The sequence below is a fragment of the Deefgea salmonis genome, from assembly GCF_020531905.1.
Taxonomy (GTDB): Bacteria; Pseudomonadota; Gammaproteobacteria; order Burkholderiales; family Chitinibacteraceae; genus Deefgea; species Deefgea salmonis.
The window spans coordinates 53,461-69,269 of record NZ_JAJAWG010000012.1; the positions used below are offsets into that span (position 1 = coordinate 53,461).

11 protein-coding genes and 2 tRNA genes are annotated in these 15,809 nt (G+C 49.4%); 7 read left to right on the forward strand and 6 right to left on the reverse strand.

What is annotated here, in order from left to right; genetic code table 11:
- Window positions 1-138: 138 nt before the first annotated feature.
- The gene (gene pta / locus LG219_RS13745) at window positions 139-2,190 is read right to left on the reverse strand and encodes a phosphate acetyltransferase (RefSeq protein WP_226765026.1); all 2,052 of its coding nucleotides are present in this window, start codon (window positions 2,188-2,190) and stop codon (window positions 139-141) included.
- Between the two features lie 214 nt (window positions 2,191-2,404).
- Here pta and LG219_RS13750 point away from each other — a divergent pair, with 214 nt between their 5' ends.
- From LG219_RS13750 to LG219_RS13760, 3 genes are read left to right on the forward strand one after another with little or no spacing between them, the layout of a single operon-like run.
- On the forward strand, window positions 2,405-3,379 hold the full coding sequence (locus LG219_RS13750) for a quinone oxidoreductase family protein (RefSeq protein ID WP_226765027.1): 975 nt from the start codon (window positions 2,405-2,407) through the stop codon (window positions 3,377-3,379).
- Window positions 3,376-3,951: a YqiA/YcfP family alpha/beta fold hydrolase gene (locus LG219_RS13755; RefSeq protein WP_226765028.1), complete on the forward strand. Its 576-nt coding sequence runs from the start codon at window positions 3,376-3,378 to the stop codon at window positions 3,949-3,951. The genes LG219_RS13750 and LG219_RS13755 overlap by 4 nt, the downstream gene beginning before the upstream one ends.
- Before the next feature lie 16 nt (window positions 3,952-3,967).
- Window positions 3,968-4,891, forward strand: coding sequence for a Dyp-type peroxidase (locus LG219_RS13760; RefSeq protein WP_226765029.1), 924 nt, complete (start codon window positions 3,968-3,970; stop codon window positions 4,889-4,891).
- Between the two features lie 147 nt (window positions 4,892-5,038).
- Here the strand turns inward: LG219_RS13760 and LG219_RS13765 are convergent, their stop codons facing one another.
- The 4 genes from LG219_RS13765 to LG219_RS13780 all read right to left on the reverse strand — a co-directional run bounded on the left by LG219_RS13765 (window position 5,039) and on the right by LG219_RS13780 (window position 8,331).
- The gene (locus LG219_RS13765; protein ID WP_226765030.1) at window positions 5,039-6,712 is read right to left on the reverse strand and encodes an LTA synthase family protein; all 1,674 of its coding nucleotides are present in this window, start codon (window positions 6,710-6,712) and stop codon (window positions 5,039-5,041) included.
- A gap of 241 nt (window positions 6,713-6,953) precedes the next feature.
- On the reverse strand, window positions 6,954-7,940 hold the full coding sequence (locus LG219_RS13770) for a glycosyltransferase family 2 protein (RefSeq protein WP_226765031.1): 987 nt from the start codon (window positions 7,938-7,940) through the stop codon (window positions 6,954-6,956).
- 190 nt (window positions 7,941-8,130) lie between these two features.
- Window positions 8,131-8,203, reverse strand: a tRNA-Lys gene (locus tag LG219_RS13775).
- A 52-nt stretch (window positions 8,204-8,255) separates the two neighbouring features.
- Window positions 8,256-8,331: transfer RNA gene (locus tag LG219_RS13780), tRNA-Lys, on the reverse strand.
- Between the two features lie 158 nt (window positions 8,332-8,489).
- On the opposite strand from LG219_RS13780, the gene gloA reads away from it, so the two are divergent.
- The 4 genes from gloA to LG219_RS13800 all read left to right on the forward strand — a co-directional run bounded on the left by gloA (window position 8,490) and on the right by LG219_RS13800 (window position 14,465).
- The gene (gene gloA, locus LG219_RS13785; protein WP_226765032.1) at window positions 8,490-8,870 is read left to right on the forward strand and encodes a lactoylglutathione lyase; all 381 of its coding nucleotides are present in this window, start codon (window positions 8,490-8,492) and stop codon (window positions 8,868-8,870) included.
- A gap of 78 nt (window positions 8,871-8,948) precedes the next feature.
- Complete coding sequence (locus LG219_RS13790) at window positions 8,949-10,340, forward strand: sodium:proton antiporter (protein WP_226765033.1); 1,392 nt, start codon at window positions 8,949-8,951, stop codon at window positions 10,338-10,340.
- A 677-nt stretch (window positions 10,341-11,017) separates the two neighbouring features.
- The gene (locus tag LG219_RS13795; protein ID WP_226765034.1) at window positions 11,018-13,414 is read left to right on the forward strand and encodes a phosphoketolase family protein; all 2,397 of its coding nucleotides are present in this window, start codon (window positions 11,018-11,020) and stop codon (window positions 13,412-13,414) included.
- Window positions 13,415-13,658: 244 nt separating this feature from the next.
- Window positions 13,659-14,465: an inositol monophosphatase family protein gene (locus LG219_RS13800; RefSeq protein WP_226765035.1), complete on the forward strand. Its 807-nt coding sequence runs from the start codon at window positions 13,659-13,661 to the stop codon at window positions 14,463-14,465.
- A 77-nt stretch (window positions 14,466-14,542) separates the two neighbouring features.
- Here LG219_RS13800 and LG219_RS13805 read toward each other — a convergent pair whose 3' ends face one another.
- Window positions 14,543-15,391, reverse strand: a complete 849-nt coding sequence (locus LG219_RS13805; protein ID WP_226765036.1) for a 23S rRNA (adenine(2030)-N(6))-methyltransferase RlmJ — start codon at window positions 15,389-15,391, stop codon at window positions 14,543-14,545.
- Window positions 15,392-15,809: the final 418 nt, after the last annotated feature.

Sequence of the window (15,809 nt, forward strand, 5' to 3'; positions counted from 1 at the left end):
TGGGGTATTTTTATGCAAGCTATTTAATACAATGGCTAGATGGATATACCTAGTCTTGCATTGCTGTTTCGTCTTGTCGTACTCAAGTACGAACTGCGGCTTTAACGCCTTGCGATAAAACTTTTGGACAGATACCGATTAGGCGAGCATTTGCTCGGCTTGAATTGCCGTCAATGCAATTGTGAATACGATATCGTCGACCAAAGCACCACGCGACAAGTCATTCACTGGTTTACGCAAGCCTTGCAGCATTGGGCCAACGCTGACTACATCGGCACTACGTTGTACCGCTTTATACGTGGTATTACCGGTGTTTAAATCAGGGAAGACAAATACCGTGGCTTGACCGGCAACCAGACTACCCGGCGCTTTTTGTTGACCGACTTCAAGTACCGATGCCGCATCGTATTGCAATGGACCGTCAATCATTAATTGTGGATGGCGCGCTTTGGCGATTTCAGTCGCGCTGCGTACTTTATCCACATCCACGCCGGTGCCTGATTGACCGGTTGAGTAGCTAATCATCGCTACTTTTGGATCAATACCAAAGGCTTTGGCTGAGTAAGCACTTTGTGCGGCGATTTCGGCTAATTGCTCGGCGTCTGGGTTTGGATTCACCGCGCAATCGCCATAAACCAAGACCTGTTCTGGCATCAGCATAAAGAAAACTGACGACACAATCGACGAACCCGGTGCAGTTTTGATTAATTGCAAGGCCGGACGAATGGTGTTGGCGGTGGTATGGATTGCACCTGACACCAAGCCATCCACTTCATCAATCGCCAACATCATGGTACCGAGCACCACATTGTCTTCGAGTTGACGCAAAGCTTGGATCTCGGTGAGGCCTTTGCTCTTACGCAATTCAACCATCGGTGCGACGTATTGCGCGCGGATTTCTTCTGGATCAAGGATTTCCAACGAAGCAGGTAACGTCAAACCTTGTGAGGTAGCAATGCCTTCAATCACGGCGCGATTGCCGAGCAATACACAGCGAGCAATGCCTTTTTCTTCACAAGTAATCGCGGCATTAATCGTGCGTGGCTCTTCGCCTTCTGGCAATACAATGCGTTTATTGGCGTTGCGCGCTTTTTGAATCAATTGGTAGCGGAACGCAGGCGGGCTTAAGTGATGCGCGCTTTTGGTTTGTACACCCACATGCAAAGCGTCGCTATCGAGTTGTTCGGCGACTGAATTCATCACCAAGCTCATCCGATCTTTGTCGTCCGCTGGCACGGCGGTTGGCACTTGGCTAATCGCCAGTGCGGTACTAAAGCTATCGCCTTCGGTACGCAATACTGGAATACCGGTGTGGAAGGCCATTTCAGTAAAGGCGCGGACGGTTTCGTTGAGCTCGGTATTGTGCGTCAAGATCAAGCCGGCCAATTGCACGCCGTTGCTGGCGGCCAATGCCGTTGCCAAAATCACATCATCACGATCGCCCGAGCTCACAATCAATGCGCCCGGTTTCAGGCGGCGAATCACTTCAGGTACGGCGCGGGCGGCAACTACGGTTTCGCTGACGCGGCGCTTAGTGAGTTCACCTTTAACAATGATCTCGGCATTTAAATGCAACGCCACATCAATCGTGCGCGGGGCGAGTAGTTTTGAATCAAATTGCACCACGCCCCAGATTTTGAGCTCGCCGATTTCGGCTTGTAGCGCGGCGGTATCAAAGTCGGTCGGTGCTTTATTGAGAATCACACCACCGACTTGCACGCCTTCATTGCGAAATTGACGTTCGGCGATTTTGATTTCTTCGCTAATATTTTTTTCGCTGGCATCGCTGACCAAAATCACCGTGGCTTGCAAGCCCAGCGCCATTTCGGTATTCAATTGGGTGGTAAAAGGATTGCTTGGGTCTGGGTGCAAGCCTTCAACCACTAACACATCGGCGTCTTTGCCGGCGGCCATGCTCATGGTGATGATTTCTTCGAGTAAATCATCGGTCTCATCGATTGAAACTTGCTCAATCGCGTAATTGGCTGGCAATGCATCCGGCACGTCGAGCTGGCAGATTTGACGAGCAAAATGCGTTGAGCGTTCGATATCGCAGGCATTGCGATCTTGGGCAACCGGCTTAACAAAACCGACTTTAAGTCCTTGATTTTGCAGGCAACGGACCACGCCTAAAGTGACTGAAGTCAGGCCGACATTTAAGCGAGTTGGAGCGATAAAAAATGTTTGCATTTGGAAAACCTAAGTCTAGTTCACCCGTAACAAGGGCAGATCGCGTGACTATAACGCGGCTAAGGTTTTCTTTATATGACACAACTCTATTTTTAATGAATTTATTCGCGGTACTTTTCCCAACTGACTATGTGCAATGCTTATCTTGTGCCTCACTTTCTCCAGCGCGGTTAAGCTTGCTAGAATAAGATACAAGATCAATAAGGAGATACGAATGCAAACCGTGCGAATTGAAATCGAGCAGCAAGGTGGTCCTGAAGTCATGCAATTGCGAACCGCCCAATTGCCGCCGCCCGGTGCGGGTGAAGTACTGCTGAAGCATTTGGCGATTGGTCTTAATTTTATTGATACCTACCACCGCAGTGGCTTGTATCCAGTGAGTTTGCCGTCGGGCTTGGGCTTAGAAGCTTGCGGCGTGATCGAGGCATTGGGCCATGGGGTGCATGATTTAAAAGTCGGTGATCGAGTGGCTTACGCTGGTGGTGCAGTGGGCGCTTATTCAACGTATCGCATGGTTGCGGCCGATAGATTGGTGTTGGTGCCAGATGGCGTTTCCGATGAAATCGCTGCCGCCACCTTACTGCGCGGCATGACGGCGCAATATTTATTAAAGCGAACTTTCCCAGTTCAAGCAGGGCAAACCATTGTGTTTCATGCTGCCGCCGGCGGCGTGGGGCAGATTGCTTGCCAATGGGCGCAGGCGTTGGGTGTGCGGGTGATTGGCACGGTGGGCTCGGCCGCTAAAGCCAAAATGGCGGCCGCTTGGTGTGATCATGTTTTGGATTATAACGACGCCACTTGGCCGCAGCAGGTGCGGGATTTAACCGAAGGGCTCGGGGTGCCGGTGGTGTATGACGGCGTGGGGGCGGCAACGTTTGAAGGCTCGCTCGATTGTTTGGCATTGCGCGGCATGTTGGTGAGTTTTGGTAATGCATCGGGCGCGGTACCGAGTTTTAACCCGGGCATCTTGGCGCAAAAAGGTTCGCTATTTCTAACTCGACCGACCTTGGGGCATTACACCGCCAATCGCGGTGAGTTGGTGGAAACAGCGCAAGATTATTTTACTGCGCTGGCGCAGCACCGCATCGTGCCGGAAATTGGTCAGCGCTATGCTTTGGCCGACGTGCAGCAAGCACACCGCGATTTAGAATCGCGTAAAACCACCGGATCGACTGTGTTAATCCCATGAAACTGATTTTTCTGCACGGATTTTTATCCAGCCCGCTATCGCAAAAAGCGCAAGATACGGCGCAGTGGATGCGCGAGCAAGGGCTGAGCGAAAGCTTTATTTGCCCAACCATTCCGATGGAGCCGGTGGCGGCAGCGCAGATGCTGCGCGATTTGCTCACGCCACTCAATGGTGACTTTTGTTTAGTGGGCAGCTCTTTAGGTGGTTTTTTTGCCACATGGGTGGTTGAAACGTTGGGCGGGCGGGCGGTATTGGTGAACCCTGCCGTACAGCCTTATCACTTGATTGCTCAATATTTGGGTGAGCAAAAAAACTATCAAACTGGTGAAATTCACCATATTGATCTTGATTTTGCTGATAAACTTTGTCAGCTTGAGCGCCGTCCAACTGACTTAAATCGCTATTGGCTGCTCACGCAAACTGCCGATGAAGTGCTCGATTATCGAGACGCAGTGCAATGGTATGCCGGCTGCCGACAAAATATTATTTCTGGGGGTGACCATAGCTTTGTCGATTACCCTCACTGGTTAGCTCAAATTTGGGCCTTTGCCAATCAAGGCCCGACTCATTAGATAGAAAAGGAATGGCGTGTCTACACCACAAAGTGGCATTCTGCCCCCACCATCCAGTCATGGTTTATTTTTATTATTTCGCCGCCGCTTAGGTCGTCGCGCCGATGCCGAATTAAAACAATTTTTTGCCAAATTACCGCTTAAATCCGATGAACTGGCTGCGGCTAATCCTGATGCGGCGTTTTATTCCGCCGTTGGATTTGGCGCTGAAATGTGGCCTGAATTTTATACCGAGAGTAAACCGGCGCAATTGCGTAGTTTCCCGCGGATTGCCGGTGCGATTCATCCGGCCCCAGTGACTGCGGCCGATGTGGTTTTGCATTTGCGCGCTGAGCGTTACGATGTTTTGCACGAATTTGCCAATATGGTGGTGCAAGGCACTAGCCATTGCTTGGATGTGATTGATACCACGCATGCGTTTCGCTACCAAGATAAGCGAGATTTAACCGGCTTTATCGATGGCACCGAAAATCCAGAAGATGACGAGCGCAGCGAAGTGGCTTTGGTCGCGGGCGAAGACGCCGATTGGGCCGGTGGCAGTTATTTGCATGTGCAACGGTATGTGCATCGCTTAGATACCTGGCATAAATTACCGGTTAAACAGCAAGAGGCAGTGATTGGTCGCACCAAGGTCGATAGTGTTGAAATGTCGGATGAAGACAAACCGCTGACTGCGCATATTAGCCGAGTGGTGATTGAGGAAGAGGGCGAAGAATTGGCGATTTTGCGCCATTCTTTACCGTATGGCACGCCGGGCGGCGATCAAGGTTTGTACTTTGCTTCGTATTGCAAAACACCGACTCATTTTGAAAAAATGCTGGCTAAAATGATCGCGCCGACCTTGGATGGTCGCGTGGATCATTTGCTTAATTTTAGCCGTGCAGTGACCGGTGCCGCGTTTTTTGTCCCTAGTCGCGAGGCTTTAGCGCATTTGGTTTAAGGTTTAAGCTGGATCGATGAAATAAAAAAGCCGCGCAGGCCAGCGCGGCTTTTTTATTGGCTTGCGTTTGAGTGGTGGTGTTTATTGAAAATACTACGGGTATATTAATATAGGCCATGTTTATAAAGGTCTATAGCAATATACCCATCAATCAAACAAACGCTCTGCGTACAGCGCTTCGGGGAAGACGTTTCGCCACCATAAGCCGGGTTGATAAAATGCGGTGTTGGCGGCGCAGCGCTCGGCGACGGCGGCGTAAAACGGATCTTGGCTGGTGCTTAAACGCGCTAATTGAGCCGGCAAACAAAACAAAGGCCGGCCTTGTAATTGCTCGGCCAATTGCTGTGCTTGTGCTGGTTGGCGGCTGTCTTTGATATACAGCGGCACATCGCCGCGCACTTTATTTTGTTGTTGACTGAGGATACTTTTAAATTCTAAGCGGCCGTTTTTGCTGGGGCTGAAAAATTGCGGATCAAAAATCCCACGATCTAAAAACTCTTGATTGAGTCCCGGCTTATGGTCGCCAAAGATCACGATGACTACGTCGCGTTTGCGTTGTTTGGCGCTGGCTTCGAGCTGCTTGGCAAACACTGAAAACGCATCAATGGCCTCGGTTAAGCGCGCTTGATATTGGCTTAAGCCACTATCTTGCTCCTCAATATACGGGCCGTGCGTCATTACGGTGACTAAAAACATAAATTGCTTTTGCCCTGCTGGCGCGGCTTGATAACGCGCCAATGCGTTGCTGTAGAGCGTTTGATCTTTGGGCCAACCGGCTTTTTTATCCCACTGCATTTTTTCGACAAACTGCGTTTGGCTAAAGCCCAGTTTGGGATAAACCTGCTTGCGCTTCCAAAAGGTGCTGAAGTAATTGTGCATGCCGGTGGTGAGGTAGCCAACATCCGCCAATGAGTTGGGGAGGGCGCTCATTTTGTCGGCAAATTGGCCGGCAAAGTTTTGAAAGTCGATGCCCGGCAACATATACGCCGACAATCCGGTGAGTGCTTCAAATTCGGCCTCGGCCGTCCCGCCGCCATACACCGGGCTAATCACGCGCGCTTCGCTAAAGCCCGCTTGGCTTAATTGCGCCATTTGGGTGATTAAACGTGGGTCGCTATAGCAAGATTCACACATCACCACCACGATGTCGGGACTAGTCGGCGCGTCTTGGGCGGCGAGTTGGCGCGAGTAAAACGTATGCGGGCCGGATTTGGGTTTGTGCGCGGTTTCGATGGTGAGGATTAAGTGCCCCAAAATACCGTTGTCTTTGGCATTGACCCGGAAATTATAATTTGAATATTTACTGCCCAAGTATTGATGCATCACCGGCTTGGCGTAGGCCGATAGTTTGCCGGTCCGATCCAATTGCATACTGAGCAAAATACACAGCACAAGCGCCAAGCTCAGACGGGTTTTACTCAGGCGGGGCCGTCGCCATAGTCCATAGCCAATGGCACTGATGGTAATGAGGGTATAGGCCCAGATCTGCCAGTTCATATAGCCAGTCATGGCCATACCCTGACCGACTTCAAATAAATCAGCACCCAGCAGTGGCTCGCTGGTGGCGATTTCTTTGATATAGCTAATATTGAGCAACAATCCTTCAAGTGCCAAAGTGGCCGCAACGGCAGCCCAGCGCTGTAAAAAGGCGGCAAAAAAGAAATACAGCAACACCGAAAAGCCAACGCGCGGCATATTCCATTGTGTATCGACCAAAAACCGGCCACCAATCACGGCGCAGATTGCGAGTACGGCTGGCACAAAGGGACGGATTTTGCTGAGCAGCGGATGAGAAAGTAGCTTCACGTATTGGGTCGGCATTCAATTCAAAGAAGCCGGATTATAAAGCTTTGATGACAGTTTGCTGTTTGGTAATAAGTTTGACTGATTAATGGTGCGCAGGTTCAAATCGTCGGTGTAACGCTGAGACCGCGTCGATTTTGTGGGCGCGCTTTTCGCGGCGGCGGTACGGTATAGCAAGCGCACATCACGATGTATCGCTAACTACGCCTTGATCTGCCGCGAAAATCGCACCTGCGTGGCGGGTAAACTCAAGGTCACCCTAGGCTAAGCGCTGCATGGTGAGCGGATCAGGCCCTGTGGCTTTCCACGCCCGCCAGGCTTGTTGCAAGCGCGAAACTTTTTGCTCGAGTAATTTGGCATCAACATAGTGCTGACTTTGGTTGGCGTTTTGTAATGCATGGCCCCAGTGTAAAACGGCATCATCATCGAGCAACCACGCGGGGGCGCGCTCGTTAATTTGCCATAACCAATATGGAGCAAGTAACGAATGCACCTTGAGTGTCTGAGGGCATGGATCACAACCGAGGTTTTGTAATTGCGTTTGCCAAATATGGCGCACATAAGGATTGGCATCGTCGCGTAAAATGCCGCTGCTGCGCTGGCTGGGATGTTGGCGATAACGAACCAAAGGAATGCCTAAATTAGCCAATTCACCGTGCTGGCTTAAGCGAATCGTAAAATCCCAGTCTTGTGCCATGTCCATGTTGGCGGTGTAGCGCACGCCGCTGTCGAGCCAGCGCTGGCGATTGAGCACCATGGCGGGTTGCGCCATCGCGCAGTAAAACAATTGATCGACGCAAATCTCAGCATGCGACATTGGAAACAAGCGAATGGCGGTGTTGCCTTGCTCGTTAAAAACTTGCATATCGCCTGCAACGGCAATCACTTCGGGGTGCTGCTGCAAAAATGCGACCGAGACGGCAAAGCGTAATCGCAGGCTGATATCGTCGGCATCATGCAGCGCAATCCAGTCGCCTGTGGCGGCCGCCATGCCGGTATTGCGCGCGCACGAGACGCCGCGATTTTCGGCAAAGTCAATCTCTTGGATTGTGAATGTCGTCAATGTCGGTAGCGCCGTTCGGAGTGCCGCAAAGTGATCCGAATGCGGTTTTGTCCCGCCATCGTTGATAAAAATAAATTCAAGCGCAGTAAACATCGACCAATCGGCTTGTCCTAAGCCGGCGAGCATGGCTGCAAAATGGCTTGGCTGTGGATTGAAATAAGGAATAACAACGCTGATTTTCATAACGCGACCCAAAATAGTAACGATTAATTATCGCCAACTTTATACACTGCTAGCCATTGCTTGTGTGATGTTGAATGCGTATTTAAATGTAGCCTTACTGGGAACGCATGGTATCGCTGGGTCTATGCTGTGGCGAGCGGATAGCAAAAAGCCCAACTTTTCAGCTGGGCTTTTTACATGGTATTGAGTGTGGGCCGTGCGGGATTCGAACCTGCGACAAATGGATTAAAAGTCCACTGCTCTACCAACTGAGCTAACGGCCCAACGAATGGGTCTTGCATAATACACTAAACGATTTACTCTCCTGCAAGAGGATGGTGGGTCGTGCGGGATTCGAACCTGCGACAAATGGATTAAAAGTCCACTGCTCTACCAACTGAGCTAACGACCCTGAGCTGCTTCGTTCAGAGACAGCGATTATAGATGATTTTAATGTGGCGTCAACCCCTTTGTTTGAAATAAGTTAAAAAACGGGCAGTAATATGCCACTGCCTTGCAAAACAGCCATCGCGTACAATGATTTACATCTTTAACTCAAGGGGATGTGCTATGCGTTTATTACATACGATGTTGCGGGTTACTGATTTGGAGCGATCGATTGCGTTTTATTGTGGTGTATTAAATATGTGTTTATTACGCCAACAAGATTTTCCTGATGGGCGCTTCACGTTGGCTTTTGTTGGCTATGGCGCCGAGGCTGAGCACTCAGTCATTGAGTTGACCCACAATTGGGATGTTGCTGAGTATCAAATGGGAACGGCATTTGGTCATTTGGCGATTGAAACGGATGATATTGTGATGACTTGTGACGCCGTTCGGGCCAAAGGTGGTGTTGTCGTGCGTGAGCCAGGCCCGATGAAACATGGTAGTACCGTGATCGCTTTTGTTGAAGATCCGGATGGTTACAAAATTGAATTTATTCAGAAGTAAGGGGTATTGCCCGCGATCGCTCTCTATATATAGATCGCGAAGCAATACATTAGGTAATGATTTAACTGAGTGGTCTCGATGATAAAAAAACTAACATGGCTGTTGGCCTTATTGCCTAGTTTGGCAATGGCGGCAGATTTTGACGGCGCGCAGCTGTCTTTACTATGGGCAGCGCCGTTTGCGGGTTTATTGCTGTCCATTGCACTTTTTCCGATTTTTGCCCCTGCTTTTTGGCATCATCATTTTGGTAAGATTTCTGCTTTTTGGGCAGCGGCGTTTTTGCTGCCGTTTATTAGTAGTTTCGGTGTTGCGCCTGCCGCTGGCATCGTGGTGCATGCGATGTTGGCAGAATACATTCCGTTTATTCTGATTTTGTTTGCGTTGTATACCGTGTCGGGCGGGATTTTGATGAGCGGCAATTTGCATGGCTCACCCAAACTGAATACCGGCATTTTAGCCTTGGGCGCGGTGATGGCCTCGCTGATGGGTACAACGGGCGCGGCCATGTTATTGATTCGTCCATTGCTTAAAGCCAACGATAACCGCTCGCACAATGTGCATGTGGTGGTGTTCTTTATCTTTTTGGTGGCCAATATTGGTGGCGGTTTAACGCCGCTCGGTGATCCACCGTTATTCCTTGGCTTTTTGAAGGGCGTTGATTTCATGTGGACGGTCGAGCACATGATGTGGCCGGTGCTGTTTGCTGCGGCGATCTTGCTGGCCATGTTTTACGCCATTGATAGTTATTACTATAAGAAAGAAGGCGTATTGCCGATTGATCGCACGCCCGATAGTAAGATCGAATTTTTCGGTTTATGGAATTTTGCTTTAATTGGCGCGATTATCGCTTGTGTGGTGATGTCTGGGATTTGGAAGCCGGGTATTGAATGGAACATTATGGGCACGCATGTTGAATTGCAAAACATCGTGCGCGATGTGCTATTGGTGCTGATTGCGATTATTTCTTTGAAGTTCACCAAAAAAGAAATCCGCGCGGGGAATGACTTTAACTGGGGTCCGATTTTAGAAGTCGCCAAACTGTTTGCGGCGATCTTTATTGCGATGGCGCCAGCGATTGCCATTTTGCGCGCAGGGGAAGCGGGGCAAATGGCCAGCTTGGTGAAGATGGTGACTTCGCCGGATGGCATGCCGATTGATTATATGTATTTCTGGATGACGGGCGTATTGTCGGCATTCTTGGATAATGCACCAACGTATTTGGTGTTCTTTAATCTAGCGAGTGGCGATGCGGCGCATTTGATGGGGCCGATGGCTTCAACCTTGCTGGCGATTTCATGTGGTGCGGTGTTTATGGGCGCGCTGAGTTATATCGGTAATGCACCTAACTTTATGGTGAAAGCGGTGGCTGAAGACCGTGGCGTCAAAATGCCAAGTTTCTTTGGTTATATGGCTTGGTCTTGTGTTTGCTTGTTACCGGTATTTATTTTGATGACGCTGGTGTTCTTTTAAATTTGGATTCACGCGTTAATTGATGTCAAAAAGGCCAGCTTTGCTGGCCTTTTTTGCGTCTAGCTATCGCGCATGTAGCTTCGGTGTGGCTTGCAACGTATTTTGGCTTTGTTTCGTAGCTCATCAATACTGCACAACCAGTGAATATCGAGTACGACAGGGCTTTATGGCGGGTCGGTTTGTCGGTTGGCGATTTGCTCGCTTGGCGCTTGAGTCGTGGTTAGATTTTGCAGTTGGCTGGTATGGGTGAATGGAGCGCAAATCTGCAGGGCTGCGGTTTATTTACAGCAATTACATATTAGTAAGGTTTGGTCGGTGTAGCGTGGGCTTCGTTTTTTGCACAGATCATGGCGGCGGTGAGGGTGGCAATGGCAAGCAACCTGAATATAAATTGGGTATTTAAAAGCGTATTTATTTACATATGCATTCATATTATTGACGACTTCAGTTAGCATCGTCTTCGGTGTGGCTTAGGCGCTAGTTCAATAGAGGTAGATTGAGTCTATTTCTTGCGTTGTATCAAATGGAAACTATGGAGATCGCCATTGTCATGCGGCTCATTTGATTTGTATCAGTAGCGGGCCGCGTAGTCTCCGTATACTGCATTACATCAGGTGATTTACTGTGGAGTCGATCACCGAGCAATTACACTATCACAACCCCGAAGAGGTTTAACCGTGGCTCAACTATCAAAAGAACAAATTGGTAATATGCATCGTTACTTTCAGGCAGCGAATTACCTGTCTGTAGGTCAGATTTATTTGCTCGACAACGCGATGTTGAAATTACCGCTAAAGCGTGAGCACATCAAGCCACGTCTATTGGGCCACTGGGGTACGACGCCGGGCTTGAACTTTATTTTTGTTCACGCCAATCGTGTGATTGTTGAGCGTGATGTCTCGATGATTTACATCACTGGCCCTGGCCATGGTGGTCCTGGTTTTGTCGCCAATACTTGGCTCGAAGGTTCATACGAAGAATTCTTCCCCGCGATTGATCGTACTGAAGCAGGTATGCAGCGCCTATTCAAGCAATTTAGCTTCCCGCGCGGTATACCTTCACACGTCGCACCAGAAACCCCAGGTTCGATGCACGAAGGTGGCGAGTTGGGTTACAGCGTATCGCATGCCTACGGTGCGGCTCTGGATAATCCAGACCAAGTGGTGATTGCTGTGGTGGGTGACGGTGAAGCAGAGACTGGCCCATTGGCGGCGTCTTGGCACTCGACTAAATACATTCACCCGATTAATGATGGTTTTGTATTGCCCATCTTGCATTTGAACGGTTACAAAATTGCCAATCCAACGCTGCTTGCCCGTATGGATAAAGAAGAAGTAACCAACTTGTTCAAAGGTTATGGCTACGAGCCAATCTTTGTTGAACTCAAGCAAGAAACATTCAACGACCAGCTCGATACATTCGACCAAATCCATATTGATATGGCTGCGGCGATGGATTTGTGTATGGACAAATTTGCGGCGATTCGCGCTAAAGCCATTGGCGAACGCGATGCAGGTCAACCGATTGTGCGTCCACGCTGGCCTATGATTGTCATGCGCACGCCTAAAGGCTGGACTGGCCCGAAAGAAATTAAAGGTAAAAAAGTTGAGGACTACTGGCGCAGTCACCAAGTGCCATTCTCTGATATCGATGATGAGAATGTGATCAACTTGGAAAACTGGATGCGTTCGTACCAAATCGAAACCTTGTTTAATACTGACGGTACAGTGAAACAAGAATTGGTTGATTTGGCACCCAAAGGCATTAAACGCTTTGGTTCAAACCCAATCGTGCATGGTCAAGTTTCGAAAGACCTAAAAATGCCAGACTTCCGTAAATACGAAGTGAAGTTTGCCAAGCCAGGTACTGAAAACGCCGAAATGACGCGCGTAATGGGTAAATTCCTCCGCGACGTGATGAAAGAAAACGAAGCTGAGAAAAACTTCCGCATCTTTGGACCTGATGAAACGGCGTCTAACCGTTGGAATGACGTATTCGAAGTGTCGGGCAAAGCGTGGATGGCGAACTTCTTTGAAGAAGACAAAACCAATGACTTCTTGCAACAAGATGGCCGTGTAATGGAAATCTTGTCTGAGCACACTTGCCAAGGTTGGCTTGAAGCGTACAACTTAACCGGTCGTCACGGCTTCTTTAGCTGCTACGAAGCGTTTATCCATGTGATCGATTCGATGTTTAACCAACATGCAAAATGGTTGAAAACAACGAAACACATCAATTGGCGCAAACCAATTCCGTCGCTCAACTACTTGTTGACTTCACACGTTTGGCGTCAAGACCACAACGGCTTCTCGCACCAAGATCCAGGTTTCTTGGATCACGTGATCAACAAGAAAGCGGAAGTGATTCGGGTTTACTTGCCAGCGGATGCCAATACTTTGTTGTCGGTAACGGATCATGTCTTGCGCTCACGTCACTATGTGAACGTGATCGTTGCCGGTAAACAGCCCGCATTGCAATACCTGACTATGGATCAAGCGATTAAACACGCTACCACTGGTTTGGGTATCTGGGACTGGGCATCGAACGACCAAGGCGGCGAGCCAGACGTAGTGATGGCGTGTGCCGGTGAAATCCCAACCATGGAAGCCTTGGCGGCCACTGATTTGCTCCGTCAACACTTCCCAGATCTGAAAATCCGCTTCGTTAACGTTTGCGATTTGATGACACTGCAACCGCAAGAAGAACATCCACACGGCTTGTCGGATCGCGAATTTGACGCGATCTTCACCACTGACAAACCCGTGATGTTTGCCTTCCACGGTTACCCATGGTTGATCCATCGCTTAACTTACCGTCGTAACGGCCACGCTAACATCCATGCGCGGGGTTATATCGAAGAAGGTTCTACTTCGACGCCGTTCGATATGGTGGTGGTGAATCAGTTGGATCGTTTCAACTTGGCCATCGACGTGATTGACCGCGTACCGAAATTGCAAAAAATCGGCGCTCACGTTCGTCAAAAACTGGTGGGAAAATTGGTTGAACACGCTGAATACATCGCTCAAGTCGGTGATGATATGCCAGAAGTGAAAGAATGGAAGTGGACTTACTAAGTCGTTTCACCCCGTAAAGGGTGATTTTAAAGCGTGAACAGCCCGTGCCTTTTGGCGCGGGCTTTTTTGTTGCTGATCCAGATCAAGGTTAGATTGGCGCTAAGTAAAAGCCCAGCAGCGCAGATAGAGCGAGTCCGATACAATATAAACTTGTTAGCGTCTGCTGACATTGGGTTGGCCAACCGGAAAACCAAACGTCAGCAGACCCTGCAACGTCGTTTGTCATTATGAAAAGAGATTGATCGTGCTACAGCCAAAAATGAGCGAAACGCTATTAGCTTTATGTGCCATCGCACGTGAGGTCGCAGCCACAGAAATCATGCCGCGTTATCAAAAAGTAGTTGCTGAAATCAAGCATGACGGTAGTTTGTTTACCGAGGCTGATTTGGCGGCGCAATCGGCATTGCAACGATTATTGCCAGGTTTGCTCGATTACCCCGTTTTGGGCGAAGAAATGACGCAGGCCGAGCAAGAGCAACTCTGGGCCGCACATGCCGATGGTTTGTGGGTGGTCGATCCGATTGATGGCACGACTAATTTTGCGCATGGCTTGCCCAATTTTGCCGTATCCATTGCATTCATGCGCCAGCATCGCCCGGTATTGGCGGTGGTTTATGTGCCGGTATTGGATGAATGCTTTGCGGCGGAGGTCGCTTGCGGCGCATGGTTAAATCATGAGCGCTTGCCACGGGTACAAGACGAGCGCCCCTTATCTGGCGCGATTGCCTCGGTTGAAACCAAATGGTTGTCTGGACATTTAGCAACGCGGATCGTGACCTTGAATCCCTATCACAGTCACCGCAATTTTGGTGCTTCCACAATAGATTGGTGCTGGCTGGCTGCGGGGCGCACTGATGTCATGCTGCATGGCGCGCAAAAACTTTGGGATTATGCCGCGGGGGTGTTGATCCTACTGGAGTCGGGCGGACAAGTTGGCTCGATCTTTCATGATGACTATTGGCAAGAAAACCCCTGGCATCGCAGCGCGGTCGCCGCGCGAACCCCGTCGCTCTATGCGGCGTGGCAAGTATGGGTGCAAGCCAACAAGTAGGGTATTGCCATGCAGGCTTTAATAAATAATGGCTAGGTGTATATACCTAGCCATTATTGTATGTAACTTTAGCGGAGTTAAGCCGCTTGTTGTTCAAGTAGATATTGAGCGCCGTTATCTAAACCTAAATGTTGCACTAAGTAGGGCATGACTTCTTTAAGCTCATTACTTAAAGTCCATGGCGGATTCAAGATAAACATGCCGCTGCCATGCATGCCAAAACCGTCCGCGCGTGGCGCATGCACGGTGAGCGCCACGTGTAACCAGCTCTTTGCGCCGAGCTTTTTGAGTTTCTCTGGCATCTGCTTGGTTTCGGCGCGTGACAATTGTGGATACCACACCGCATACGTGCCGGTCGGAAAGCGCTCTAGCGCTTCTTTCAGTGTTTCCACCACCCGCACATAATCATGCTTTTCTTCATACGGTGGATCAATCAACATCAAAGCGCGACGCGGCGGTGGTGGTAATACGCTTTTGATACTGGCAAAGCCATCTGCTTGCACCACTTTGGCGGCGCGGCCGGCATCCAGAAAATTTTCCGCCAGTAATTTGCTATCACTCGGATGCAATTCAAATAAACGTAATTTATCATCCCTGCGCTGCAAAGCCTGCGCCACATACGGCGAACCCGGATAGAGCTGCAAATGTGCGCTACCGGCGTTCAAATCTTTCACAACATCCATATAACGTTGCAACGGTGCCGGTAAATCAGTGCGCTGCCATAACCGTGCGACGCCCGTTTCGAACTCGGCATTTTTGGTTGCATAGCCTTGCGTCAATGAATACACGCCCGCACCGGCGTGCGTATCGATATACCACCAAGGTTTGTCTTTCTGATTCATATAATCGAGCAGCATCACTTCGATGCAATGCTTGAGCACGTCGGCATGGTTGCCAGCGTGAAAGGCGTGACGATAACTGAGCATATATATACATATAAAAAGAGCCTGAATGCGCTAATTGTACTCGTTCAGGCGTTTTGCTTAAGTTTTGATTGAGTTAATGGCGATTAGTCTCCCGCATATTGATTGGACTTAGCTCAGTTGGAGTGATTGCGTTGCTTTTGTGTCAATATTAGATGCTATGAAAATCAACAACTTAGCGTCTTAGTACGATTTTGTTTGCCACAAGGTGTTGACGTGATCGCAGGGCTGCCGTATATTTCGCCCTCTCTGCTGCTGACACAGCAAACGAAACACCGGTTTCTAGGTTGTTTTGTGTGTCCTAAGCCACTGATCTTTAACAAAATACAGCCGATGAGTGTGAGTGCTTGGTTTGCCAGTCAAACAAGTGCTTACACTCTCAAAATGATCTGTCAGACTTGCGTCTAACTGATCATTTTGA